The sequence below is a fragment of the Thermomonospora catenispora genome, assembly GCF_006363815.1.
Classification (GTDB): Bacteria; Actinomycetota; Actinomycetes; order Streptosporangiales; family Streptosporangiaceae; genus Thermomonospora; species Thermomonospora catenispora.
Genome location: NZ_RRYT01000040.1, coordinates 1 through 25,002 on the forward strand (window position 1 = coordinate 1; position 25,002 = coordinate 25,002).

Here is a 25,002-nt window from a genome sequence, read left to right on the forward strand (position 1 = left end):
CGGCGCCGCGGTGCGCGCGCTGGCCGGCGCCGCACGGCGGGCGGCGCTGGCGCTGCCGGCGACGTCGGCCGAGGAGGCCGGCGCGGTGGCGCTGGGCGCCCTGCTGGGCGGATACGCCTTCGACCGGTACCGCACCGGCGACCGCAAGGAGCCGGTCGCCGAGGTGATCGTGCTGACCGAGGCCGCGGGCGCCGACGCCGTGCTGGAGCGGACGCGGATCCTGGCCGACTCGGTGGCGCTGGTGCGCGACCTGGTCAACACCCCCCCGATGGACCTCGGCCCGGACGACATGGCGCGGATCGCCGCCGAGGTCGCCGACGAGGCCGGGTTGCAGGCGCAGATCCTGGACGAGAAGGCGCTGGCCGACGGCGGGTACGGCGGCATCCTGGGCGTCGGGCGGGGCTCGGCCCGCCCGCCCCGTCTGGTGCGGCTGGCCTACGCGCACCCCGAGGCCGACAAGACGGTGGTGTTCGTCGGCAAGGGCATCACGTTCGACACCGGCGGCCTGTCGCTCAAGCCGACCGAATCGATGGACTGGATGAAGTCCGACATGGGCGGCGCGGGCGCGGTGCTCGGCGCGCTGCGCGCGATCGGGCTGCTCAAGCCGAAGGTCAACGTGGTGGGCTACCTGCCGCTGGCCGAGAACATGCCCGGCGGGACCGCGCAGCGCCCCTCCGACGTGCTGACCATCTACGGCGGCAAGACCGTGGAGGTGCTCAACACCGACGCCGAGGGCCGGCTGGTGCTGGCCGACGCGATCGTCCGCGCCGGCGAGGACTCCCCGCACCTGCTGGTGGACGTGGCCACGCTGACCGGCGCACAGCTGGTCGCGCTGGGCACCCGCACCACCGGGGTGATGGCCAACGACGACGAGGTGCGGACCAAGGTGGTGGAGGCGGCGAACCGCGTCGGCGAGCCGAGCTGGCCGATGCCGCTGCCGGCGGAGCTGCGCAAGGGCCTGGACTCGGCGGTGGCCGACATCGCCAACATCAGCAACGAGCGCTGGGGCGGCATGCTGGTCGCCGGGGTGTTCCTCAAGGAGTTCGTGCCCGACGGGGTGCGGTGGGCGCACCTGGACATCGCCGGCCCGGCGTTCAACAAGGGGGAGCCCTACGGGGAGGTCCCCAAGGGAGGCACCGGCGCCGCGACGCGCACCCTGGTGCAGATCGCCGAGGACGTCGCCGCCGGGGAGCTGTGAGCCCCGGCGCGCCGGAACCGGGCGCGCCGGAACTCGGCAAGTGAAAGGATTCTCTCCACGGCAACGGTGCCGTGCAGAGAACCGGATCCATGATTTAAGGAGCGTTCAGTTGGCAGGCAGCGGCCCCTTCGACATCGTCGTCCTAGGTGGTGGCAGCGGCGGATACGCCTGCGCTCTCCGGGCCGCGGAGCTCGGCATGCGCGTGGCCCTGATCGAGCGCGACACCCTCGGCGGCACCTGCCTCAACCGCGGTTGCATTCCGACCAAGGCGCTGCTGCACGCGGCCGAGGTCGCCGACACGGCGCGGGAGGCCGCGGCGTTCGGGGTGAAGGCCGCCTATGAGGGCGTCGACATGCCCGCGGTGCAGGCGTACAAGAACAAGGTGGTCTCCACCACCGTCAAGGGCCTGACCGGGCTGATCAAGTCCAAGGGCATCACGATCGTCGAGGGAGAGGGCCGGCTGGCCGGGCCCACCGCGGTGCGGGTCGGCGAGGAGGTCTACGAGGGTCGCCACATCGTGCTGGCCACCGGCTCGCGTCCGCGTTCCCTGCCCGGGCTGGACATCGACGGCGAGCGGGTGATCACCAGCGACCACGCGCTGACGCTGGACCGGGTCCCGTCCTCGGCGGTGGTGCTCGGCGGCGGCGTGATCGGGGTGGAGTTCGCCAGCGTCTGGCGTTCCTTCGGCGCCGAGGTCACCATCGTGGAGGCCCTGCCGCACCTGCTGCCGCTGGAGGAGGAGTCCAGCTCCAAGCGGCTGGAACGGGCGTTCCGCAAGCGCGGCATCAAGTACGAGCTCGGCGTCCGCTTCGAGAGCGTGCAGACCACCGACTCCGGGGTGCGGGTGACCCTGGAGGGCGGCAAGGTCCTGGACGCCGAGCTGCTGCTGGTCGCGGTCGGCCGCGGACCGGTCTCCGAGGGGCTGGGCTTCGAGGAGGCCGGGGTCGAGCTGGAGCGCGGATTCGTCAAGGTGGACGAGTACTGCCGCACCGCCGTCCCCACGATCAGCGCGGTCGGCGACCTCATCGCCACCCCGCAGCTGGCGCACGTCGGTTTCGCCGAGGGCATCCTGGTGGCCGAACGGCTCGGCGGGCTGTCCCCGGCGCCGATCGACTACGACGGCATCCCGCGCATCACCTACAGCGACCCGGAGGTCGCCTCGGTGGGGCTGACCTCCGCCGCCGCCGTTCAGCGCGGCTATGAGATCACGCAGGCCACCTATGATCTGGCCGGCAACCCCAAGAGCAAGATCCTGGGCACCCAGGGCGAGGTGAAGGTGATCGCGGAGAAGAACGGCCGGGTGCTCGGCATCCACATGGTGGGCGCCCGCGTCGGCGAGCTCATCACCGAGGGCCAGCTCATCTACAACTGGGAGGCCCTGCCCTCCGACGTCGCCCAGCTCATCCACCCCCACCCCACCCAGTCCGAAGCCGTCGGCGAGGCACACCTGGCCCTCGCCGGCAAGCCCCTGCACGTGCACGGCTGATCCGCCCGCACATAGACGAAGGAGTCGCTGAGAGCCATGCCGGTCTCCGTCACCATGCCCCAGCTCGGCGAGAGCGTCACCGAGGGCACCGTCACCCGCTGGCTGAAGAAGGAGGGTGATCACGTCGCGGCGGACGAGCCGCTTCTGGAGGTGTCGACCGACAAGGTCGACACCGAGATTCCCTCGCCGGCGTCGGGCATCCTGACCAGCATCACCGTGTCCGAGGACGAGACCGTGGAGGTCGGCGCCGAGCTGGCGATCATCTCCTCCGAGGAGGAGGCGGCCGCCGGCGGAGGCGCTCCCGCGGCCCCGCCGGCCGAGGAGCCCAAGCCCGAGCCGCAGCAGCAGGCCGCGCCGCCGCAGTCCGCGCCGCCGGCCTCCTGGCCGCCGCCCGCTCCGACCGCCGCTCCGCAGCAGCCGGCCCCGGCCCCCGCTCCGGCTCCCCAGCCCCAGCCGCAGCCGGCCCCGCAGCCCGAGCCGCGGCNGGCCCCCGCTCCGGCTCCCCAGCCCCAGCCGCAGCCGGCCCCGCAGCCCGAGCCGCGGCCGCAGCAGCCGGCGGCGCCCGCCGCCGAGGCCCCCTCGGGCGAGGTCCCCTCGGGCGAGGTCCCGTACGTCACGCCGCTGGTGCGCAAGCTCGCCGCCGAGCACGGCATCGACCTGTCGGAGATCAAGGGCACCGGCGTCGGCGGCCGGATCCGCAAGCAGGACGTGCTGGAGGCCGCCCGGGCCAAGGAGGCCGCGGCCAAGCAGGCGGCCCCGGCCCCCGCGCCGGCCGCGCCGCAGGCTCCGGCCCGTCCGGCCCCGGCGCACGCCGCGCCCGCCCCCGAGGCGCTGCAGCTGCGCGGCAAGACCGAGAAGATGAGCCGCATCCGGCAGACCATCGCCCGCCGGATGGTCGAGTCGCTGCAGGTCTCCGCCCAGCTCACCACCGTGGTCGAGGTGGACGTCACCAAGATCGCCCGGCTGCGCGAGCGGGCCAAGGACGACTTCCTGGCCCGGCAGGGCGTCAAGCTGTCGTTCCTGCCGTTCTTCGCGCTGGCGGCGGTCGAGGCCCTCAAGGTCCACCCCAAGCTCAACGCGGTCATCAACAGCGAGACCAACGAGGTCACCTATTACGACGTGGAGAACCTCGGGATCGCGGTGGACGTGCCCGAGCGGGGCCTGATGGTCCCGGTGATCCACAACGCCGGCCAGCTCAACCTGAGCGGCCTGGCGCAGCGGATCGCCGACCTGGCCGAGCGCACCCGCTCCAACAAGGTCAGCCCGGACGAGCTGGCCGGCGGCACGTTCACCATCACCAACACCGGCAGCCGGGGCGCGCTGTTCGACACCCCGATCCTCAACCAGCCGCAGGTCGCCATGCTCGGCACCGGCGCGGTCGTCAAGCGCCCGGCCGTCATCGACGACCCCGAGCTGGGCGAGGTCATCGCCGTCCGGTCGATGGTCCACCTGGCCCTGACCTACGACCACCGGCTGATCGACGGCGCCGACGCCGCCCGGTTCCTCGGCACCGTCAAGCACCGTCTGGAGGAGGGCAACTTCGAGGCCGAGCTCGGCCTCTGAGCCTCCGCCGCACCCTTTCGCGCACGCCCCGGACCCCGCCGCGCGTCCCGCCGCGGCGGGGTCCGGGGCTTCCGGCGTCCCCTCGCATACAGTGGCGTGATGAGGATCGCGATCACCGGTGCGTCCGGATTCATCGGCAGTGCGTTGACGCGCAGCCTGGAGGCCGACGGGCACCAGGTGCTGCGCCTGGTCCGGCGGGAGCCGACGGGCCCGGCGGAGGCGAGGTGGCGGCCGGGCGGCGAGGTGGACACGGCGGCGCTGGAGGGCGTGCACGCGGTGGTCCACCTGGCCGGGGCCGGGATCGGCGACCGGCGCTGGACCGAGGAGTACAAGCGGCGGATCCGCGACAGCCGGGTCGAGGGCACCGCCACCCTCGCCGCCGCGCTGGCCGGGCTGACGGACCGGCCCGCCGTGCTGGTCTCCGGGTCGGCGATCGGCTACTACGGCGACACCGGCGACCGGGAGGCCGATGAGGACTCCCCCCGGGGGGAGGGCTTCCTGGCGGAGGTGACCGCCGCCTGGGAGGCCGCCGCCCGGCCGGCCGCCGACGCCGGGATCCGGGTCGTGCTGGCGCGCACGGGCATGGTGCTGGGCCGCGGCGGCGGAGCGCTCGGGCAGAGGCTGCTGCCGCTGTTCCGGCTGGGCCTGGGCGGGCGGCTGGGCTCGGGCCGACAGTACATGAGCTGGATCTCGCTGACCGACCAGATCGCGGCGCTGCGCTTCCTCATCGACTCCGATCTGTCGGGTCCGGTGAACCTGACCGCTCCCCGCCCGGTGACCAACGCCGAGTTCACCGGGGCGCTCGGCCGGGCGGTGCGGCGGCCCGCCCCGTGGGCGGTGCCCGCGTTCGCGCTGCGGACGGTGCTCGGCGGCTTCGCCGAGGAAGGGGTCCTGATCAGCCAGCGGGTGATCCCCCGGCGGCTGAGCGAGGCCGGGTTCCGGTTCGTGCACGAGGAGCTGACCGAGGCACTGACCGCCGAGCTCGCCGCCTGAGACGTCCGGCCCCGAGGAGTTCAACATTGCCCAAAGTCACCCTCCGCGCCCCCGTCGGGCCGTACCGTGATCGGCGAGATCACCGTGTGGCGGAGGGGACGAGATGAGCACCGACGGACAACCGCACATCCTCGCAATCGGCGGCGGCACCTTCGTGCCGAACGACCGGTACGGGCTGTCCCCCAGCCCGCTGCTGCGCTATGCGCTCGACCTCACCGGGCAGGACCGGCCCCGGGTGTGCTTCCTGCCCACCGCGCTGGGCGACGGCGCCGAGCACATCGCCCGGGGCTACGCGGCGCTGTCGACGCTGGACGCCGAGGTCAGCCATCTGGCGCTGTTCCCGATGCCCAACATCGCCGACATGCGCTCGCACCTGCTCTCCCAGGACCTGATCTACGTGTTCGGCGGCAGCGTCGCCAATCTGCTGGCGCTGTGGCGGCTGCACGGGCTGGACCGGATCCTGCGCGAGGCCTGGGAGCAGGGCGTGGTGCTGGCCGGGCAGAGCGCCGGGGCGCTGTGCTGGCACGTGGGCGGCAACACCGACTCCTTCGGTCCCGAGCTGCGTCCGCTGACCGACGGGCTGGGGTTCCTGCCGTACTCGTGCGGGGTGCACTACGACAGCGAGCCGCAGCGGCGACCGCTGCTGCAGCGGTCGGTGGCCGAGGGGACGCTGCCCGCCGGGTACGCCGCCGACGAGGGCGTCGGCCTGCACTACGTGGGCACCGAACTGGTCCAGGCGATCTCGTACCGGGCCGAGGGCCGGGCCTACCGCGTCCGGCCGGACGGCGAGGGGGCGGTCGAGGAGACCGTGATCGAGCCGCGGATGCTGGCGGGGGCGTGAGATCCCCGGACGCCCTGCGCCGTGAGATGCCCGGGAGGCCCTGCGTCCGGTCCGCGGGCGGACGTAGGCTGGTCGGGTGACTGACGTACTTGAGACCGGGACCGCCGCCGACACCGGTGAACTGGTCCTCGTGCACGTGGGTTTCGGTGAGCGCGCGGTCCCCTACCTGACCGGTTGGGAGCTGCAGCGCCGCACCCAGGAGCGCCGGATCGCGGGGGAGATCCCCGACACCGTGCTGCTGCTGGAGCACGAACCCGTCTACACCGCGGGCAAGCGCACCACTCCGCTGGACCGCCCGGTGACCGACCCGGGCGCCCCGGTGATCGATGTGGACCGGGGCGGCAGCATCACCTGGCACGGCCCGGGCCAGCTCACCGGCTACCCCATCATCCGGCTTCCGGACCCGGTGGACGTGATCGCCTACGTCCACAAGCTGGAGGTCATGATGATGCGGGTGTGCGCCGACCTGGGCCTGGAGACCATCACCGTGGAGGGGCGGCGAGGACTGTGGGTGCCCGGCCGCCCGGACCGCAAGATCGGCTCGATCGGGGTGCGGGTCTCCCGCGGCGTGACGATGCACGGCTTCATGCTGAACTGCGACTGCGACATGTCCTGGTTCGACCGCATCGTGCCGTGCGGGATCCGGGACGTCGGCAGCACCTCGCTGAGCGAGGAGCTGGGCCGTCGCGTCTCCGTCCAGGAAGTGCTGCCCCTGGTGGAGCGTCATCTGGCCGAGGTGCTGGGCGCCCGGGAGATCTGCCGCCGGACCGTCGCCCAGATCGGCGGCTGAGCGCTCGTCAGTCCTCGGCGGGGGCCAGCACCTTGTAGACGGCCTGGCCGTCGGCCGCCGCCGAGGAGAACAGCCGGGTCAGCCCTTCATAGGCGGGCCGCAGAACCCGTTCGCAGGCGTCGGCGTCCATCCGCTCGGCGTCCTGCACGTCGGCGGCCGCCATGGCCGCCGGATCGAACCGTTCGGCCAGCGCGTCGAACGGGGTCTCGGTGAGCATCCGGGCGGCCGCCTCCACCCGCTCGGGGGTGAGGTAGATGACATCGACGTCGAGCATGCCCTCTTCCTCGGTGAGCAGCCGTCCGCCGCACACCACGTCCGACTCCGGCGGCCGGCCGTCCCACGGGTCGCCGGTGATCAGGTAGTGCAGCGCCTGCCAGGCGCCGCCCACGTCCAGCACCCGGTCGGCCGGATGGCGTCGCCGCCAGTCCCGTGCGCCGAACACCAGCCGAGCGATCCGGGCGGGGTTCTGCTCGCCCTCCAGCGACGGGGGCAGCCTGAGGTACGACATCGTCATGCCCACGATGTGGCTCCTTCGCATGCGACGTGACACGGCACCAGGCCGATAGGGCAACAGGGAGCCACCTTAGAGAGATCGACGGCCGTGGAGGTCCGAAACGGGCGAACAGACATCGGCGAGGGCGAGGCGGCTGCCGAATCGTTATCGACACCGTGGCCGACGGCGCCGCGGCGACGGCCGTCGCCCGCCCTGCTCGACCCGTCCGGACGCCGCGTACATTAGAGAGGTGACCGCGGTGACCCCTGAGGGGCGCAAGCTCCTACGCATAGAAGTTCGCAACAGCCAGACCCCCATCGAGCGCAAGCCGCCCTGGATCAAGACGCGGCTGAAGACGGGCCCGCAGTACCGCGAGCTCACCAAGCTGGTCAAGGACGAGGGCCTGCACACGGTGTGCCAGGAGGCCGGCTGTCCCAACATCTACGAGTGCTGGGAGGACCGGGAGGCCACCTTCCTCATCGGCGGCGACCAGTGCACCCGTCGCTGCGACTTCTGCCAGATCGACACCGGCAAGCCCGCCGAGTTCGACCGCGACGAGCCGCGCCGGGTGGCCGAGTCGGTGGCCGCGATGGGGCTGCGGTACGCCACGGTGACCGGGGTGGCCCGCGACGACCTGCCCGACCAGGGCGCCTGGCTGTACGCCGAGACGGTGCGGCAGATCCACCGGGCGGTGCCCGGCTGCGGGGTGGAGCTGCTGATCCCCGACTTCAACGCGGTGCCGGAGCTGCTGGAGGAGGTGTTCGGGTCCCGTCCGGAGGTGCTGGCGCACAACGTGGAGACGGTGCCGCGGATCTTCAAGCGGATCCGTCCGGCGTTCCGCTACGAGCGGTCCCTGGAGGTGATCACCCGGGCCCGGGAGGCCGGGCTGGTCACCAAGTCCAACCTGATCCTGGGTCTGGGCGAGACCCGCGAGGAGGTCTCCCAGGCGCTGCGCGACCTGCACGCGGCGGGCTGCGAGCTGATCACCATCACCCAGTACCTGCGGCCGTCCCCGCGCCACCACCCGGTGGAGCGCTGGGTCAAGCCGGAGGAGTTCATCGAGCTCAAGGCCGAGGCCGAGGAGATCGGCTTCGCCGGGGTGATGTCCGGCCCGCTGGTCCGCTCCAGCTACCGCGCGGGCCGGCTGTACCAGCAGGCCGTCGAGGCCCGGCGGTGACCGTCCCGCCGCTCCGCTCCGGGGCCCGGCTCCGGGGCGGCCCCCGCGGGGGCCGCCGGCGGCGTGGGCCGACCGGCCACGGCTCGCCACTATCCTGAGGGCATGTCGAACAACGCCTCCGATGCCGGGAAGACCCCCGGACGGTTCCAGCAGTTCCGCATGATCGTCAAGATCCTGCGGCAGGCGGATCCGAAGGCACTCCCGATCACCGTCGCGTCCATGCTCGGCACGCTGGCGCTGCTCGTGGTGATCGGGTTGATCTTCGGCGGGCTGTGGTTCTTCATCCCGCTCGGCCTGATGCTGGCGGTGCTGGTGGGCATGGTGGTGTTCGGCCAGCTGGCCCAGCGCGCCCAGTTCAAGATGATCGCCGGACAGCCGGGGGCGGCCGCGGCGGTGTTGAAGTCGATGCGCGGCAACTGGACCGTCACCGAGGCGGTGAACGGCAACCGCAACCTGGACATGGTGCACCGGGTGGTGGGCCGGCCCGGAGTGATCTTGGTCTCCGAGGGCCCGTCGAGCCGGGTGCGGTCGCTGCTCGGCGCGGAGAAGAAGCGCATCGCGCGAGCCGCCCAGCAGGTGCCGATCTACGACGTGCAGACCGGCACGGAGGAGGGGCAGATCCCGATCGACAAGCTCCAGCGGCATCTGATGAAGCTGCCCCGCAACCTCACCAAGGCCCAGGTCGCGGAGCTGAACGACCGGCTGCGCGCCCTGCCGCAGAAGATGCAGATGCCCAAGGGCCCGGTCCCGCGCGGAGTCCGGATGCCCAAGGCCCCCAGGCCCAAGACGCGCTGATCGCCGACGACGCGCGCGGGCGGCCGGAGATACCGGCCGCCCGCGCGCGTTTCCGTCCCCAGGCGGATCAGAGGTTGATCACGACGGTGTCGGCGGCCCGGTCGTGCAGGCCCCGATGGTCGCGGTCCCACAGCAGCGCCGGGATCACCGCCAGGATCAGCACGGTGCGGACCAGCGCCCACACCGGCCCGATCGGCCGGCCGTCCAGCCGCACCGCCCGGATGCCGCACAGCCGCTTGCCCAGCGTCATGCCGATCGTGGCGGTCAGCACCACCGCCTGCAGCGCGAACAGCCCCAGCGTGAGCAGGCTGCGGTACTGCTCGGGCAGCTCCAGGACCCGGACCGCGAACGACGAGATCACCATGCACAGGCCCCAGTCGACGAACAGGGCGACCAGCCTCCGTCCGTAGCCGGCGACCGCCCGCGGTCCCTGCTCCGGCAGCCCCAGCCGTTCCCCCGGATATCCCAGATCCGCCCCGGCCGAGCGCGCCCCGCCCAGCCAGGTCTGCGTCCACCGCGGCCCGCCCGCCGCCTGCCTGCCACTGCTCATGCCCCAACGGTATCCGCCGCCGCGGCCGGTCCCGTGCCCGGTCCGCGCCGCCCGCGGGCGCGTTTCCGCAGGAAACGCGGGGTAGGACGCGGCGAGCGGGGCAGATGTCCCCCGTGTCACACGGCCGCATGAGGCGTAACACACGCGAAACATTTGGGACACGGCGGGGAAACGGCCGGCTCCTAGCTTTTCAACAGCACGGAAGCGCCCCAGGGAGGTTGGATGTTCAGCAGCGCAGGCGAGGTCCTGAGCTATATAAAGGCCGAGGGCATCGAGTTCGTCGACTGTCGGTTCGTCGATCTGCCCGGCACCGTACAGCACTTCACGTTCCCGGCGGACAACTTCGGTGAGAGCGTCTTCACCGAGGGACTGATGTTCGACGGGTCCTCCATCCGTGGGTTCCAGGAGATCCACGAGTCCGACATGCTGCTGCTGCCGGACCCCTCCACCGCGGTCGTCGACCCGTTCCGCCAGCACAAGACGCTGAACATCACGTTCTTCGTGCACGACCCGCTGACCGGGGAGCCCTACAGCCGCGACCCGCGCAACGTGGCCAAGAAGGCGCAGGACTACCTCAAGAGCACCGGGATCGCCGACACCGCCTACTTCGGTCCGGAGGCGGAGTTCTACATCTTCGACGACGTCCGGTTCGAGACCAAGCAGAACGCCGGCTACTACTACCTCGACTCGATCGAGGGCGCCTGGAACACCGGCCGCGAGGAGGACGGCGGCAACCTGGGCGCCAAGCCTCCCTACAAGGGCGGCTACTTCCCGGTCCCGCCGATGGACCACTACACCGACCTGCGCTCGGAGATGGTGGTCAACCTGCGCAAGGTCGGCATCGAGGTCGAGATGCAGCACCACGAGGTCGGCACCGCCGGCCAGGCGGAGATCGACTTCCGGTTCGGCGAGATGCTGCGCACCGCCGACAACCTGATGCTCTACAAGTACGTCGTCAAGAACACGGCGCGGGCGGCCGGCAAGACCGTGACCTTCATGCCCAAGCCGATCTTCGGCGACAACGGCTCGGGCATGCACTGCCACCAGTCGCTGTGGAAGGACGGCTCGCCGCTGTTCTACGACGAGGTCGGCTACGCCGGGCTGTCGGACGTCGCCCGCTGGTACATCGGCGGCCTGCTCAAGCACGCCCCGGCGCTGCTGGCGTTCACCAACCCGACCGTGAACTCCTACCACCGGCTGGTGCCGGGCTATGAGGCCCCGGTCAACCTGGTGTACTCGCAGCGCAACCGCTCGGCCTGCATCCGGATCCCGATCACCGGTTCCAACCCGAAGGCCAAGCGGATCGAGTTCCGGGTGCCGGACCCGTCCTGCAACCCGTACCTGGCGTTCTCGGCGATGCTGATGGCCGGCGTCGACGGCATCAAGAACAAGATCGAGCCGCCGGAGCCGATCGACAAGGACCTCTACGAGCTGCCGCCGGAGGAGGCCCGCGCCATCCCGCAGGTGCCCGGCTCGCTGGAGGCGGTGCTGAACGCGCTGGAGGCCGACCACGAGTTCCTGCTCGAGGGCGGGGTCTTCACCGAGGACCTGATCCAGACCTGGATCTCCTACAAGCGCGAGAACGAGCTGGACCCGCTGCGCCTGCGTCCGCACCCGCACGAGTTCGAGCTCTACTACGACTGCTGATCGGCGACCGCCGACGGGCGAAGGCCCGCCGACCCGGCTCGGGTCGGCGGGCCTTCGCCTTCCGTCTCCGTCCCGCCCGGGCCGTCCCTTCCGGGCGGGGCGCCGCCGCTTCGAGGCGGGCATGATGCAGGCCATGGACGCAACCGATCCGCTGGCGCGCTGGCGGGAGGCCGTGCACGGGTGGCGCCTCCCCGAACGGTTCCGCTCCTCCGACGAGGCGGTGCGGCGGCCGCCGACCGTCGTCCGGTCGATCTCCGAGGCCCAGGCGCCCTCCGGCAGCCGCTCGTTCGCGCGGGAGATCGAGGCGCTGCCCGCTCACGGGACGGTCCTGGACGTGGGCTGCGGCGCCGGAGGCTCCTCACTGCCGCTGGCGCGGCGGGCGGGGCGCATCGTGGGCGTGGACCCGGAGGGGCGGCTGCTGGAGGCGCTGCGGACCAGCGGGGGCCGTCTGGGGGTCGCCGTGGAGACGGTGGAGGGCCGCTGGCCGGACGCGGCGGACCGGGTCGGCCCGGCGGACGTGGTGGTCTGCCATCACGTGCTGTACGGGGTGGCCGAGCTGGGCCCGTTCGTGACGGCGCTCACCGCGCACGCCCGCCGACGGGTGGTGGTGGAGATCCCCGAGCGGCACCCGCTGCACGCCCTCAATCCGCTGTGGGCGAGGTTCCACGGCCTGCCCCGTCCGGACGGCCCCACCGCCGACGACGCGGTGGGGGCCCTGAAACGTCTCGGGGTCGACCCCGAGGTCGAACGGTGGACGGACGTCGACGGTTGGGGGTCCTACCCCGATCTGACGGCGCTGGCCGACCGGGTGCGGCGCCGGCTCCGTCTCCCGCCGGAGGAGACGCCCCGGGTGGCCGACGCCCTCCTCGACCTGGGCGTCGACCCGGACGAGCCGCGGTTCCCCGGCACCGAGGGGCGGACGTTGTGCACGATCTGGTGGGAGGGGTGAGCGTCCCCACGCGGCCGGACGCTCCCCGAGGTCGACTTCGCCGGCCGGTGACTCCCCCATAGGTCCCGGATGAACGGCGGGGGGCCTACTACTCAAGGCTGAGGCCAAGACCGTTCGGCGCGGTGATCACAAACGCGGTCCCGCTGAGCACGATGAGGGACATGGTCCACACCGCCCCTCCCGTGAGTCGCGGACCGCGCGCCGAGCCGACCGCGGGTCCGGCGCGCCGGCCCGCGGCGAGGCGGACGGCCCGCCCGATCACCGTCCCGCCCGTCTGGCGGGAGCTGACGCTCATCGCCCTGTTCTACACCGCCTACACGCTGATCAGACTGGTGCTGAACGACGGCGGCACCGCGGCGGCGTACGGCAACGCCGACCGGATCCTGGCGCTGGAGCGGGCGCTGGGCGTGGACGTGGAGCTGGGCCTGAACCGGTGGCTGCTGGGAGAGCCGTGGCTGGCCCGGGCGGCGAACTACTACTACGGCATCGCGCATTTCGCGGTGACGCTGGCGATCGTGATCTGGCTGTACCGACGCCGGCCGGAGCACTATCGCCGGCTGCGCACGGCGCTGATGGCGGCGACGGCCGTGGCACTGCTCGGCTACTGGCTCTACCCGTTGGCGCCGCCGCGCTTCCTGCCCGAGGAGGGGTTCGTGGATCCGGTGCAGGCACTCGGATCGTGGGGGTTGTACTCGGGACAGAGCGCGGGGGCGCTGGCCAACCAGTACGCGGCGATGCCGTCGATGCACGCGGGGTGGGCGGTCTGGTGCGGTCTCGTGCTGGCCCGGCTGGGGCCCCGGCCGGCGATCAGGGTGATCGGCGCACTGTATCCGCTGGTCACGGTGCTGGTGATCCTGGCGACCGCCAACCACTATCTCCTCGATGCGATCGTGGGGACCGCCTTGGTCCTCGGTGCGCTGGCGCTGTCGCGGGCACGGCCCGTACGGCGGAGCCGTCCGCGCGACGCCGTACGGGCCGTGCCCGCCGCGGCGGAGGGGCGGAGCCGCCCGGTGCCGCGTCCCCGGCCGGCTCCGTCGGTCGAGGGAACGCCGTGTGCGGCGGGTGTGAGACCCGGAACCGCCGTTGCCGATGATGCCGTCGTGACCTCTATCTGAGAATCTTCTCCCATGGCCAGGACGATCGCGACCGCCTCAGAAGCCGACGCCCCCCGATCGGGCCGGGGTCCGGTGAGAGCCGCCGCGCGGATCGGCGCGCACGTGTCCGGACGGCCGCGGTGGTGGGCCGAGGCGGCGCTGATCGCGATCTGCTACCTGGCGTACTCGATGGTGCGCAACCTGGTGCCGGCCGACCACGCCGCGGCGGTGAGCCGCGCCCACGAGATCCTCAAGATCGAACAGATGCTGCGGCTGGACGTGGAGTACGAGCTGAACCGGCTGTTCGTCGACCACGTCTGGCTGGGCGTCACGGCGAACTACTACTACGCCACCTTGCACTTCGCGGTGACGATCGGGGTGCTGGTCTGGCTGTACGCATGGCATCCGGGCCGCTACGTCGCCTACCGATGGGTGCTGTTCGGCACCACGCTCACCGCGCTGATCGGGTTCTACTCCTACCCGCTGGCGCCGCCCCGGATGCTGCCGGGCTATGTGGACACGGTGATCGAGTTCAACACCTGGGGACTGTACGACTCCTCGCCGGTGGCGGCGATCTCCAACCAGTACGCGGCGATGCCCTCGTTGCACACCGCCTGGTCCCTGTGGTGCGGGATCGCGATCTTCACCGTGGCGGAGCGGCGCTGGGTGCGGGCGCTGGCCCTGGCCTACCCGACCGTCACCGTGCTGGTGATCATGGGCACGGCCAACCACTTCATCCTGGACGCGGTCGGCGGGGCGGCGGTGCTCGCGATCGGGTACGCGGTCAGCCCCGGGACGCTCCGGACGATGGCCGTGGTCTTCCAGATGCGGCGCAGCACCGCCTGAGCGCCGCCGAGGTCGTCCGCGGTGCCCCGCCGCCTCCGGGCCGGGACCGCGTCACTGCTCGCCGTAGAAGACCCGTTCCACCACCCGACGGGCGCGGCGGGTGTGCCGGCGGTAGTCCTCCAGCAGCTCTCCGGTGCCGGCGTAGCCGAGGATGGCGGTGACGGCGGACCGTTCCCGATGGTGGTCGGTGGGCAGCAGATCGGAGGCCCGGCCGCGCACCAGCATCATCGTGTTGCGGATCCGGGTGGCCAGCTGCCAGGCCTCCGACAGCACCCGCCCGTCGGCCTCCTCCAGCAGGCCCGCCTCCACCGCCGCGTCGAGGGCGGCCAGGGTGCGGGTGGTGCGCAGCCCGGCGATCTCGTGGGCGTGCCGGAGCTGCAGCAGCTGGGCGACCCACTCCACGTCCGACAGGCCGCCGGGGCCCAGCTTGGTGTGCAGCCGGCGGTCCACCCCGCGGGGCAGCCGCTCGGACTCCATCCGCGCCTTGAGGCGGCGGATCTGGCGCAGCGCCGCCTCGTCGATGCCGTCGCGGGGCCAGCGGATCGGGTCGATCAGCGCGCGGAACCGGTGGCACAGCTCCGGATCGCCGATGATCGGGTCGGCGCGCAGCAGCGCCTGGCTCTCCCAGGGCGCCGACCAGCGCGCGTAGTAGGCGGCGTAGGAGGCCAGGGTGCGCACCAGCGGCCCCTGCCTGCCCTCGGGGCGCAGGTTGGGGTCGATCTGCAGCGGCGGGTCGGGGGCGGGCCGGGCCAGCAGGCGACGCAGCTCCTCGGCGACGGCGTGCGCGGCGCCCTGCGCGTCCTGCTCGTCGGCGCCGGGCAGCGGGTCGTGCACGAACATCACGTCGGCGTCGCTGCCGTAGCCGAGTTCGCGACCGCCCATCCGCCCCATGGCGATCACGGCGATGCGGGTGGGCAGCGGGCCGCGGCGCTCCATCTCGATCTTGTTGACGGCGGCCTGCAGGGCGGCCTCGATGGTGACCGAGGCGATGTCGGTGAGCGCCTCTCCCACGGTCCGCACGTCGGTCATGCCGAGCAGGTCGCCGACGCTGAGCCGGAATAGCTCGCGGCGGCGCAGCCCGCGGACCGCGGCGACGGCGTCCTCGGCGGACTCCTCGGCGCCCAGTCCGGCGTCCTCGCGGCGGCGCACCGCGGCCAGCGCCTCCGACAGCAGCGTCTGTCGGGGGCGGGGCGTCAGGTCCGCGTCGGCGGCCAGCATCGCGACCGCTTCGGGGGCGCGCAGCAGCAGGTCGGTGGCGTACCGGCTGGCCGACAGCACCCGGGCCATCCGTTCGGCCACGATGACCTCGTCGCGCAGCAGCCGCAGATACCAGGGGGTGGTGCCGAGCGCGTCGCTGACCTGCCGGAAGCCCAGCAGCCCGGCGTCGGGATCGGGGCCGTCGGCGAACCAGCCGAGCATCACCGGCAGCAGGGTGCGCTGGATCGCCGCCCGCCGGGACACCCCGGAGGTGAGGGCCTGGATGTGCCGCAGCGCTCCGGCGGGGTCCTGGAAGCCGAGCGCGACGAGCCGGGCGCGGGCGGCCTCGGGGGTGAGGCGGGCCTCCTCTTCGGGCAGCCGCGCGACCGCGCGCAGCAGCGGCCGGTAGAACAGCTTCTCGTGGATGGTGCGCACGGTGCGGGCGTGCCGCCGCCACGCCGTGGTGAACTCCCCCTCGGGGTCGGTGCGCAGCCCCAGCGCCCGGCCGAGCCGCCGCAGGGCGCGGGGGTCGTCGGGGACGGTGTGGGTGCGGCGCAGCCGGTGCAGCTGCAGCAGATGCTCCGTGCGGCGCAGGAAGCGGTACGCCGAGGCCAGGTTCGCCGCGTCCTCCCGGCCGACGTAGCCGCCCCGGGACAGCGCGGCCAGCGCCTCCATGGTGTTGGGGCTGCGCAGGGTCTCGTCGGCGCGGCCGTGCACCAGCTGCAGGAGCTGGACGGCGAACTCCACGTCCCGCAGCCCGCCGGGGCCGAGCTTGAGCTGCCGGTCGGCCTCCGCGGTCTGCCGGTGCAGGTGGCTCTCCATGCGCTGCCGCATGGCCTGCACGTCCTCGACGAAGGTCTCCCCCGCCGCGGCCCTCCACACCATCGGGCCGATGACGTTCAGGTACTCCTCGCCGAGGGCGAGGTCCCCGGCGACCGGGCGGGCCTTCAGCAGGGCCTGGAACTCCCAGGTCTTGGCCCAGCGCTCGTAGTAGGCGCGATGGCTGGCCAGGGTCCGCGCCAGCGGGCCGGCCTTGCCCTCGGGGCGCAGGGCTGCGTCGACCTCCCACAGCGCGCCCTCGGGGGTGCTGGCCGAGCAGGCGCGGATGAGGGCGGAGGCCAGGCGGGTCGCGGCGCGCAGCCCCTCGGTCTCGGGCGTCCCCGGCCTGGGCTCGGCCACGAAGATCACGTCGACGTCGCTGACGTAGTTGAGCTCGCGTGCGCCGCACTTGCCCATGCCGATGACCGCCAGCCGGCACAGGTCGGCCTCGGGGACCTCGGTGCGGGCCACGGCCAGTCCCGCCTCCAGCGCGGCGGCGGCCAGGTCGGCCAGCTCGGCGGAGACCTCGTCGACGTCGACGCCCCCGGTCAGGTCGCGTCCGGCCAGGTGCAGCAGGTGCCGGCGGTAGGCGACGCGCAGCGCCACCAGGGTGTCGGTGGAGGCGTCGCGGGCGCGCGGCTCGGGATCGTCCGGATCGGCGCCGACCGCCCGCAGCAGGTCCTCGCGGAGCCGCCGCGGGTCGGGACGTCGGTCCGCCCCCTCCCCGCCGAGCATCCGCCAGTCGTCGGGGTGCCGGGCCAGATGGTCGGCGAACGCGGAGGAGACGCCGAGCACCGCGGGCAGCCGCCGCCGCGCTCCCTTGTCGGCGGCCAGCTCGGCCCGGGCGGGCCCGTCCAGCCGCCCCAGCAGGGTGAGCAGCCCGTGCAGCGCCAGATCGGGGTCGGCGGCGGCGCCGAGCGATTCCAGCATGGCGTCGTCGATCGATATCCCGTCGGCGGCGCCGTCGGCCAGCAGACGCTCGGCCCGGCTCGCGTCGGTGAAACCGAGCCGGGCCAGCCGGCCGGTGAAGGAGGGGCGGCGGTCAGAGATCCACGACTCGCTCACGGGTCAACCGTAACCGGGCGACGCGCCGGCGGTGAGAAAACCGGACCACGGTGGAATTTCTCTTCCGTCAAGGCCGCCCGGTCTCGGCCTTTTCCCCCTTCATCGTCACCGGCCGTCCGTTCTCACGGTGCCTTTTCCCCTCGGCGTCGCGTCTCACAGCACCGCGATGTAGCGCTTGCGTTCGAACGCGGTGACGTGGCGCCGGTACTCCTCCCACTCGGCGCGCTTGTTGCGCAGGAAGAAGTCGAACACGTGCTCGCCGAGCACCTCGGCCATCAGCTCGCTCTGCTCCATCGCCGCGATGGCCTCGTCCAGGCTCTGCGGCAGCGGCTTGATGCCCAGCGCCCGCCGCTCGGCCGGGGTCAGCGCCCACACGTCGTCCTCGGCGCCCGGAGGCAGCTCGTACCCCTCCTCGATGCCCTTGAGGCCGGCGCCGAGGATGGCCGCGAACGCCAGGTAGGGGTTGCAGGCCGAGTCCACGGCCCGGAACTCGATCCGGGTGGAGTGGCCCTTCTGGGGCTTGTACATCGGAACCCGCACCAGCGCCGAGCGGTTGTTGTGGCCCCAGCAGATGTAGGAGGGGGCCTCGCCGCCGGCGCCCGCGGAGGCGCCCACGCCGCCCCACAGCCGCTTGTAGGAGTTGACGAACTGGTTGGTGACGGCGGTGATCTCGGCGGCGTGCCGCAGCAGGCCGGCGATGAAGGCCCGCGCCACCTTCGACAGCTGGTATTCGGCGCCCGGCTCATAGAAGGCGTTGCGGTCGCCCTCGAACAGCGACATGTGGGTGTGCATGCCCGAGCCGGGATGGTCGGTGAACGGCTTGGGCATGAAGGAGGCCCACACCCCCTGTTCGAGGGCGACCTCCTTCATCACCAGCCGGAACGTCATGATGTTGTCGGCGGTGGTCAGCGCGTCGGCGTACCGCAGGTCGATCTCCTGCTGCCCCGGGGCGCCCTCGTGGTGGCTGAACTCCACCGAGATGCCCATCGCCTCCAGCATCATGATCGCGTTGCGCCGGAAGTCGTGGGCGGTGCTGTGCGGGGTGTGGTCGAAATAGCCGCCGGCGTCCACCGGCTCGGGCTCGCTGCCGTCCTCGGGGATGTTCTTCAGCAGGAAGAACTCGATCTCCGGGTGGGTGTAGAAGGTGAAGCCCAGGTCGGCGGCCTTGCTCAGGGCGCGCTTGAGCACGTACCGGGGGTCGGCGAAGCTGGGCGTGCCGTCCGGCATCAGGATGTCGCAGAACATCCGGGCGGTGCCCGGGGACTCCGAGCGCCAGGGCAGCACCTGGAAGGTCGCCGGATCCGGCTTGGCGATCATGTCCGCCTCGTGGACCCGGGCGAAGCCCTCGATGGCCGAGCCGTCGAACCCGATGCCCTCGGTGAAGGCGCCCTCGAGCTCGGCGGGCGCCACCGCGACCGACTTGAGGAAACCGAGCACATCGGTGAACCACAGCCGGATGAAGCGGATGTCGCGCTCCTCCAGCGTGCGGAGCACGAACTCCTGCTGACGGTCCAAGGTCTTCTCCCTCGATCGCCTCTGGTACCCGACTGTCGTGACTATCGGCCGGCCGGCCGCTCTGCGAGGGAGCGCACCCCGGTACCCTCGTATCGGAATGGTCCCCGGTGCTCCAGCGCGCCGACACCTCACCGTCTAGCCAGTATGCCCTGCGGGCATTACTGCGGCGTTACAGACCCGCTGGAAGCGGTCTGCCCTCAGCAAACTTCCCGACACCTCCGAAACCAGAGGAAACGGGGTCGCGGCCGGGCCCGGTCGGCCGGCGTTGCCGAACTCTTGACGTGGCGATGGGGGACGGTCGAGAGGCGTGATCTTTAGCCTGGTCGTGCCGTGGACGCCGCACTTGTACTCTCGCTCGCCGACCGGGTGGCCGCGCTCGCCACCCGCTCGAGCATGCACCCCGACGCCCGCGCGATCGGCGCGCGGGCCGACGAGTGGGCCCGCCTCCGGGGGCTGGTGACCGGCGACCCGGGCTCCTCCCCCCTGGGACGGGCGCGGCTCGACCGGCTGGCGGGCCGGATCTTCCCGCAGGCGCCCGCCGACCGGGTGGAGCTGTTCGCCCGCTGGCTGATCTGGACCTACGCCCTCGACGACGCGATCGACGACACCTCGGTGGGCAACTCGGCCACCGCCGTGCACGGCCTGTACGCCGACCTGCTGGGGACGCTGCGCCGCGGGCACGCCAAGCCGGAGGCGCGCCCGCTGGAGATCGCGCTGGCCGAGCTGTGGCGCCAGACGGTTCCGGGCACCGATCCGCAGTGGCGGCGGCGCTTCCTGCGGCACATGGAGGAGCACCGGGCGGGTTGCGCCGAGGAGGCCGTGGACCGCCGCACCGGCCGGATGCCGACCCTGGAGGAGTTCCCCGGGCTGCGCCGCCGGACCGCCGCGCCGTTCCTGTTCGACCTGGTGGAACCGGTGCTGGGGGTGACGCTGGACGCCGGGCTGGCGGCCACGCCGTCCTGGAAGGCGCTGATCGAGAGCACCGCCGACATGATCACCTGGGTGAACGACGTGATCTCCTACCCCAAGGAGAGCCGGCCCGGCGCCCCGCTCCCGGTGGGCAACTACGTGGCGGTGATCGGCGAGGTCCACCGGCTGGAGCCGGCGGAGGCCGCCCGGCGGGTGGTGGACCTGATCGCGCAACGCGCCCCGCAGGTCCGCAAGTCGGCCCGCGCCCTGGCCGCGGAGCTGGATCGGCTGCGGATCGGCCAGGAGGGCCGGCGGGACGCCGCCGCGGTCGTCCGCACCCTGCTGGCCGCGCCTCGCGCGCATCTGGACTGGCTCACCGAGACCGGTCGTTACACGCTGCCGGCCGCCGGCTCCCCCGTCGTCCCGCCGAGCCGCCCGGCCACCGGCCTCGGCTCCCGCCTCGACGACCCCATCACCGGGCCGCGCTGACACCCGCGCCGTCGGCGGACGTCGCGCCGGCGGGGTCGGTCCCGAGGCCGTCCGCAAAGGAGCGGCTACGACGTGGCGGCCTCCGACCGGCCCGCGAGCGCGTCCCCCAGCGGGGTGCGGACGTAGAGGACGTGGCGGCCCATCCGGCGGCCGGCGACCAGGCCGCAGTCGCGCAGCACGGCCAGGTGCTGGCTGACCGCGCCGGGGGTGACGCCGAGCCGCCGGGCCAGCTCGGTGGTCGAGGACGGGGACCGCAGACCGGTCAGCACGGCGGCCCGGCCCCGGCCGAGCAGGGCCGCCAGCGCGTCGGGAGGGGCGGCGGAGGCCGTCTCCCACAGGGTGGCCACCGCGTACGGCGGATAGACCAGCTGCGGCTGGTAGGGCGGGAGCATCGCCAGGACGTCCGGCCAGGCGAACGCGCTGGGCACCAGCAGCATCCCCTGGCCGCCCAGCACGGCCCGTTCGGTGTAGGCGACGTTCACCCGGAGCCGTTCACCGTCCCAGCGCACCCGCTGGTGCAGGTCGGCGAACAGGCCCTCGGTGCCGCGCTCGGCCAGCGCCCGCGTCCGGCGCAGCACGTCGGCCTCCAGCAGGTCGCGCACCCGCGGCCAGTGCGGCTCCAGCGCGGCCTCCCAGTAGGCGGCCAGCAGATCGGTCAGCAGGGCGAGCGTCCGCCGCGGATCGGCGGCCAGTTCGCGCCGCAGCGGGGCGGTCCGCTCACGCTCGTGCCGCGACGCCCTCGGGTCGGCCTCCAGCCAGGCGATCTCCTCGGCGACCCGCTCGGGGGCGGTGGCCCGGAGAGCGGCCAGCTCATCGGCCAGATCCGGCAGCGGGGTCCGCGGCGGCGGCGTGAGGAAGTCGGGGATGTACCCCGTCGGGCCCACCAGCGCCCGCAGCGGATCCAGCCGCAGGCCCCGCAGACGCGGCCGGACGCGGCGCACCCACGGCAGGTGCAGCGCGTGCCGGGCCGGGTCGGCCAGCACCCGCAGGCTCGCCACCATCTCCCCCAGCGGGGAGAAGGCGAACCGCACCCGGGCCACATCGTCCGGGGTGAGAACGTACTCGATCATTTAGCCACTGCTAAAAGGATCGCACACGCCCCGGGCGCTTCCCAGACTCACCGCATGACCACGACGACCGAGGTGGCCAAGCCCACCCGACTGCCGACGTTCCTGCACAAGCGGATCGGCGGGATGCCCCGCCCCTTCTGGGTGCTGTGGGCGGGCACGCTGATCAACCGGCTCGGCACCATGGTGGAGCCGTTCCTGGGGCTGTACCTGACCGAGATGCGCGGGCTCACCCTCGGGCAGGCCGGGACGGTGATGGCGCTGCTCGGGCTGGGATCGGTGTTCGCGCAGATCATCGGGGGCGCACTGGCCGACCGGATCGGACGGCGGGCCACCCTGGTGCTGGCGATGACGCTGAACGCGACGGGCCTGCTGGCGCTCGGCTACGCGCAGGGGCTGCCCGCGATCATGGCGTCGGCGCTGCTGCTCGGGCTGGTGCTGGACATGTTCCGGCCGGCGTCCTCGGCGATGGTCGCCGACCTGATCTCACCGGACGAGCGGCCCCGGGCGTTCGGGCTGCTGTTCTGGGCGGTCAACCTGGGGTTCGCGGTGGCGATGGTGCTGGGCGGCACGCTGGCCCGGGCCGGCTATCTGTGGCTGTTCTGGGTGGACGCGGCCACCTGCCTGGTGTTCGGGCTGCTGATCTGGCGGGCGGTGCCGGAGACGCGGGCGCGCCGGGCCAAGGGCGAACGCGAGCCGGGCGGATTCGGGGACGTGCTGCGCGACCTCGTCATGGTCGGGTACACGCTGGTGGCGTTGGCGCTCACGTTCGTGCAGATGCAGGCGTTCACCACGCTGCCGTTGGCGATGCGGGAGGGCGGGCTGTCGCCGCAGGCGTACGGGCTGGCGATGGCGGTCAACGGCGTGCTGATCGTCCTGGTGCAGCCGGTGGTGAACAACTGGCTGACGCGCCGCGATCACAGCCGGGTCGTCATCGTCGGGCTGGCGCTGACGGGGACGGGCGTCGCGCTCCACGCCGTCGCCGCCACGCTGTGGGCGCACGCGACGGCGGTGGCGGTATGGACGCTGGGCGAGATCGCCGTCGCGTCGGTGGGCCAGGCGGTGGTCGCCGACCTGGCGCCCGAGCACCTGCGCGGCCGCTACAGCGCGCTGTGGGGGGTGGCCTGGTCGGGCGGGTTCCTGCTGGCCCCGCTGGGCGGCACCCGGCTGCTGGAGATCGGCGCGCCGGTGCTGTGGCTGACCTGCACAGCGATCTGCGCCGCGGCGACGGCCGGCATGCTGGCGCTGGCGCCCGCCGTCCGCCGGGCCCACGCGCGGGCGCTGCAGAGGGCGTGACCCGACGGCCCGGCCGGTGATCTCCGCCGCCTACCCTGGGGACGTGGCACAGCTCCGATTGGCTCTCGCTCAGGTGAACCCCACGGTCGGCGACCTGGAGGGGAACGCGGACCTGATCGTGCAATGGTCGCGGCGCGCCGCCGAGGCCGGCGCGCACCTGGTCGCCTTCCCCGAGATGATGCTCACCGGCTACCCGGTGGAGGACCTGGCGCTGCGCGCGTCGTTCGTCGAGGCCTCCCGGCGGACGCTGGAGCGCACGGCGCGCCGGCTGGCCGACGAGGGCCTGGGGGCGCTGCCGGTGGTGACCGGCTACCTGGACCGGCTGGGCGTCTCCCGGCCCGGGCAGCCGGCGGGCGCGCCGCTCAACGCGCTGGCCTGGCTGCACGCCGGCCGGGTCGCGGCCCGCTCGGCCAAGCACCACCTGCCCAACTACGGGGTGTTCGACGAGTTCCGCTACTTCGTGCGCGGCGACCGGCTGCCGGTGGTGCGGGTGGCCGGCGTCGACGTCGCCACGGCGATCTGCGAGGACCTGTGGCAGGACGGCGGCCCGGTCGGCGTGACCCGCACGGCCGGAGCCGGGCTGCTGCTGGTGATCAACGGATCGCCGTACGAGCGCAGCAAGGACGACGTGCGGCTGGAGCTGGTCGCCCGGCGGGCCCGGGAGGCGGGCTGCACGCTGGCCTACGTGAACATGATCGGCGGGCAGGACGAGCTGGTCTTCGACGGCGACTCGATGATCGTGGGGCCGGACGGCGGGCTGCTGGCGCGCGCCGAGCCGTTCGCCGAGCGGTTGCTGGTGGCGGACCTGACGCTGCCCGCCGCCACGACGCCGCCCCGCTCCCGGCGGGTGGACGCGGCGGACGGGACCGCGATCACGATCGAGCACACGGTGATCTCCGCCGACCCGGTGCCCGCCTACGAGCCCGCCCCGCCGCCGATCGCCGAACCGCTGGACGACCTGGCCGAGGTGTACCGGGCGCTGGTGCTGGGGGTGCGCGACTACGTCCGCAAGAACGGGTTCCGCTCGGTGATCTGCGGATTGTCCGGCGGCATCGACTCGGCGCTGGTCGCCACCATCGCCGCCGACGCCATCGGCCCGGAGAACGTGCACGTGGTGCTGCTGCCCAGCCGGTACTCCTCCGACCACTCGGTCGCCGACGCCGAGGAGCTGGTCAGGAGACAGGGCCTGCAGGCCCGCACCGTGCCGATCAACGACATGGTGGAGGCCTTCGAGCGGCAGTTGAAGCCGACCGGGCTGGCCGAGGAGAACCTCCAGGCCCGGGTGCGGGCGGTGGTGTGGATGGCGCTGTCCAACCAGGAGGACCACCTGGTTCTGACCACCGGCAACAAAAGCGAGCTGGCCACCGGCTACTCCACCCTGTACGGCGACTCCGCCGGCGGGTTCGGCCCGATCAAGGACGTGATGAAGACGATGGTCTGGGCGCTGGCGCGGTGGCGCAACGCCCAGGCCGAGGCCGCCGGGCGGACCCCGCCGATCCCGCAGCGGATCATCGACAAGCCGCCGTCGGCCGAGCTGCGTCCCGGGCAGCTCGACACCGACTCGCTGCCCGACTACGAGGTGCTGGACGCCCTGCTGCACGACTACGTCGAACGCGATCTGGGCCGCGACGCGCTGATCGCCGCCGGTCACGACGCCGCCCTGGTGGAACGCGTCATCCGGCTGGTCGACCGGGCCGAGTACAAGCGCCGCCAGTACCCGCCCGGCCCCAAGATCACCCCGAAGAACTTCGGCCGCGACCGCCGGCTGCCCATCACCAACCGCTGGCGCGAGCCCTCCACCGGTTGAGGACGGCCCGCGCCCGCGGGGCGATCCGATCGCATCGGGCGGGACGGGCGGTGTCAGGACGGCTCGTGCCGGGGCGGTCGGCGCCCGGCACGGATCACCCGGACGACCGTCGCCGGCGCGGTCCGTGTCCGACCGTCCCGGGTCGGGACGGTCGATGCCCGAGGCGCCGCGCCGCGCGGTCGGCGGCCGGGCCGGACCGCGCTAGCGCCGCCAGAAGCGGCGGCGCGGGCGGGGCTCGTCCACCGCGGCGCGGGTGGCCGGGTCCAGCCTCACCAGCGACCGGTCGGGGCCGTACCAGAACGCCTCCGGCGAGCACGGGTCGTCGGAGGCGGCGTGCATGTCCGCGACGACCTCGGCCAGCACGGGCAGCACCGCCCCGGCCCCGGGGGCTTGACCGGGTGCAGCAGGATCGTGCC

21 protein-coding genes are annotated in these 25,002 nt (G+C 73.1%); 15 read left to right on the forward strand and 6 right to left on the reverse strand.

The window, feature by feature from the left end:
* From EIO00_RS21590 to lipB, 6 genes are all read left to right on the forward strand, one after another.
* A partial coding sequence (locus tag EIO00_RS21590) for a leucyl aminopeptidase (protein ID WP_140181849.1) occupies window positions 1–1,198 on the forward strand: 1,198 nt, incomplete at its 5' end.
* Between the two features lie 109 nt (window positions 1,199–1,307).
* Window positions 1,308–2,684 (forward strand): dihydrolipoyl dehydrogenase, encoded by a 1,377-nt coding sequence (lpdA, locus tag EIO00_RS21595; protein ID WP_140181851.1) that lies wholly within the window; start codon window positions 1,308–1,310, stop codon window positions 2,682–2,684.
* 36 nt (window positions 2,685–2,720) lie between these two features.
* Window positions 2,721–4,247, forward strand: coding sequence for a 2-oxoglutarate dehydrogenase, E2 component, dihydrolipoamide succinyltransferase (gene sucB / locus EIO00_RS21600; protein WP_140181853.1), 1,527 nt, complete (start codon window positions 2,721–2,723; stop codon window positions 4,245–4,247).
* Between the two features lie 99 nt (window positions 4,248–4,346).
* Window positions 4,347–5,240 (forward strand): TIGR01777 family oxidoreductase, encoded by an 894-nt coding sequence (locus EIO00_RS21605; protein WP_140181856.1) that lies wholly within the window; start codon window positions 4,347–4,349, stop codon window positions 5,238–5,240.
* 103 nt (window positions 5,241–5,343) lie between these two features.
* Window positions 5,344–6,081 carry a Type 1 glutamine amidotransferase-like domain-containing protein gene (locus EIO00_RS21610; RefSeq protein ID WP_140181858.1) on the forward strand — a complete coding sequence of 246 codons (738 nt, stop codon included), beginning with the start codon at window positions 5,344–5,346 and terminating at the stop codon, window positions 6,079–6,081.
* 76 nt (window positions 6,082–6,157) lie between these two features.
* On the forward strand, window positions 6,158–6,871 hold the full coding sequence (lipB, locus tag EIO00_RS21615; protein WP_241661509.1) for a lipoyl(octanoyl) transferase LipB: 714 nt from the start codon (window positions 6,158–6,160) through the stop codon (window positions 6,869–6,871).
* Between the two features lie 7 nt (window positions 6,872–6,878).
* Here the strand turns inward: lipB and EIO00_RS21620 are convergent, their stop codons facing one another.
* Window positions 6,879–7,385: a YfbM family protein gene (locus EIO00_RS21620; protein WP_241661512.1), complete on the reverse strand. Its 507-nt coding sequence runs from the start codon at window positions 7,383–7,385 to the stop codon at window positions 6,879–6,881.
* 229 nt (window positions 7,386–7,614) lie between these two features.
* Here EIO00_RS21620 and lipA point away from each other — a divergent pair, with 229 nt between their 5' ends.
* Entirely contained in the window at window positions 7,615–8,541 is a 927-nt protein-coding gene (gene lipA, locus EIO00_RS21625; RefSeq protein ID WP_140181862.1) for a lipoyl synthase, read from the forward strand.
* Between the two features lie 102 nt (window positions 8,542–8,643).
* A complete protein-coding gene (locus EIO00_RS21630) occupies window positions 8,644–9,336 on the forward strand; it encodes a DUF4191 domain-containing protein (RefSeq protein ID WP_140181864.1) in 693 nt (230 codons plus the stop codon).
* 67 nt (window positions 9,337–9,403) lie between these two features.
* Here the strand turns inward: EIO00_RS21630 and EIO00_RS21635 are convergent, their stop codons facing one another.
* Window positions 9,404–9,886, reverse strand: a complete 483-nt coding sequence (locus EIO00_RS21635) for an RDD family protein (protein ID WP_140181866.1) — start codon at window positions 9,884–9,886, stop codon at window positions 9,404–9,406.
* 222 nt (window positions 9,887–10,108) lie between these two features.
* Between EIO00_RS21635 and glnA (EIO00_RS21640) the strand changes: the two genes are divergently transcribed.
* The 4 genes from glnA (EIO00_RS21640) (at window position 10,109) to EIO00_RS21655 (ending at window position 14,422) form a co-directional block, all read left to right on the forward strand.
* Window positions 10,109–11,533 (forward strand): type I glutamate--ammonia ligase, encoded by a 1,425-nt coding sequence (glnA, locus tag EIO00_RS21640; protein WP_140181868.1) that lies wholly within the window; start codon window positions 10,109–10,111, stop codon window positions 11,531–11,533.
* Window positions 11,534–11,666: 133 nt separating this feature from the next.
* On the forward strand, window positions 11,667–12,482 hold the full coding sequence (locus EIO00_RS21645; protein ID WP_161602773.1) for a class I SAM-dependent methyltransferase: 816 nt from the start codon (window positions 11,667–11,669) through the stop codon (window positions 12,480–12,482).
* A 182-nt stretch (window positions 12,483–12,664) separates the two neighbouring features.
* Window positions 12,665–13,597, forward strand: a complete 933-nt coding sequence (locus tag EIO00_RS21650; protein ID WP_241661510.1) for a phosphatase PAP2 family protein — start codon at window positions 12,665–12,667, stop codon at window positions 13,595–13,597.
* A 102-nt stretch (window positions 13,598–13,699) separates the two neighbouring features.
* Window positions 13,700–14,422 (forward strand): phosphatase PAP2 family protein, encoded by a 723-nt coding sequence (locus EIO00_RS21655; protein WP_241661511.1) that lies wholly within the window; start codon window positions 13,700–13,702, stop codon window positions 14,420–14,422.
* A gap of 51 nt (window positions 14,423–14,473) precedes the next feature.
* Here the strand turns inward: EIO00_RS21655 and EIO00_RS21660 are convergent, their stop codons facing one another.
* A complete protein-coding gene (locus tag EIO00_RS21660; RefSeq protein ID WP_140181875.1) occupies window positions 14,474–17,503 on the reverse strand; it encodes a bifunctional [glutamine synthetase] adenylyltransferase/[glutamine synthetase]-adenylyl-L-tyrosine phosphorylase in 3,030 nt (1,009 codons plus the stop codon).
* A gap of 153 nt (window positions 17,504–17,656) precedes the next feature.
* A complete protein-coding gene (glnA, locus tag EIO00_RS21665) occupies window positions 17,657–19,018 on the reverse strand; it encodes a type I glutamate--ammonia ligase (RefSeq protein ID WP_140181877.1) in 1,362 nt (453 codons plus the stop codon).
* Window positions 19,019–19,348: 330 nt separating this feature from the next.
* On the opposite strand from glnA (EIO00_RS21665), the gene EIO00_RS25705 reads away from it, so the two are divergent.
* Window positions 19,349–20,416, forward strand: coding sequence for a terpene synthase family protein (locus EIO00_RS25705; RefSeq protein ID WP_175596301.1), 1,068 nt, complete (start codon window positions 19,349–19,351; stop codon window positions 20,414–20,416).
* A gap of 65 nt (window positions 20,417–20,481) precedes the next feature.
* Here the strand turns inward: EIO00_RS25705 and EIO00_RS21675 are convergent, their stop codons facing one another.
* Complete coding sequence (locus EIO00_RS21675) at window positions 20,482–21,486, reverse strand: ArsR/SmtB family transcription factor (protein ID WP_140181879.1); 1,005 nt, start codon at window positions 21,484–21,486, stop codon at window positions 20,482–20,484.
* A 54-nt stretch (window positions 21,487–21,540) separates the two neighbouring features.
* On the opposite strand from EIO00_RS21675, the gene EIO00_RS21680 reads away from it, so the two are divergent.
* Both EIO00_RS21680 and EIO00_RS21685 read left to right on the forward strand, forming a co-directional pair.
* Window positions 21,541–22,779, forward strand: coding sequence for an MDR family MFS transporter (locus EIO00_RS21680; RefSeq protein ID WP_140181881.1), 1,239 nt, complete (start codon window positions 21,541–21,543; stop codon window positions 22,777–22,779).
* 43 nt (window positions 22,780–22,822) lie between these two features.
* Entirely contained in the window at window positions 22,823–24,586 is a 1,764-nt protein-coding gene (locus tag EIO00_RS21685) for an NAD+ synthase (RefSeq protein ID WP_140181883.1), read from the forward strand.
* 201 nt (window positions 24,587–24,787) lie between these two features.
* Here EIO00_RS21685 and EIO00_RS24295 read toward each other — a convergent pair whose 3' ends face one another.
* Window positions 24,788–24,958 (reverse strand): hypothetical protein, encoded by a 171-nt coding sequence (locus tag EIO00_RS24295; protein ID WP_161602774.1) that lies wholly within the window; start codon window positions 24,956–24,958, stop codon window positions 24,788–24,790.
* Window positions 24,959–25,002 lie beyond the last annotated feature (44 nt).

Excerpts from the sequence above, each read along its gene's own strand:
- EIO00_RS21605 (WP_140181856.1), top strand. The coding sequence starts at position 4,347 with ATGAGGATCGCGATCACCGGTGCGTCCGGATTCATCGGCAGTGCGTTG.
- EIO00_RS21610 (WP_140181858.1), top strand. The coding sequence starts at position 5,344 with ATGAGCACCGACGGACAACCGCACATCCTCGCAATCGGCGGCGGCACC.
- EIO00_RS21620 (WP_241661512.1), bottom strand. The coding sequence starts at position 7,385 with ATGACGATGTCGTACCTCAGGCTGCCCCCGTCGCTGGAGGGCGAGCAG.
- EIO00_RS21630 (WP_140181864.1), top strand. The coding sequence starts at position 8,644 with ATGTCGAACAACGCCTCCGATGCCGGGAAGACCCCCGGACGGTTCCAG.
- EIO00_RS21635 (WP_140181866.1), bottom strand. The coding sequence starts at position 9,886 with ATGAGCAGTGGCAGGCAGGCGGCGGGCGGGCCGCGGTGGACGCAGACC.
- glnA (WP_140181868.1), top strand. The coding sequence starts at position 10,109 with ATGTTCAGCAGCGCAGGCGAGGTCCTGAGCTATATAAAGGCCGAGGGC.
- EIO00_RS21645 (WP_161602773.1), top strand. The coding sequence starts at position 11,667 with ATGGACGCAACCGATCCGCTGGCGCGCTGGCGGGAGGCCGTGCACGGG.
- EIO00_RS21675 (WP_140181879.1), bottom strand. The coding sequence starts at position 21,486 with ATGATCGAGTACGTTCTCACCCCGGACGATGTGGCCCGGGTGCGGTTC.
- EIO00_RS21680 (WP_140181881.1), top strand. The coding sequence starts at position 21,541 with ATGACCACGACGACCGAGGTGGCCAAGCCCACCCGACTGCCGACGTTC.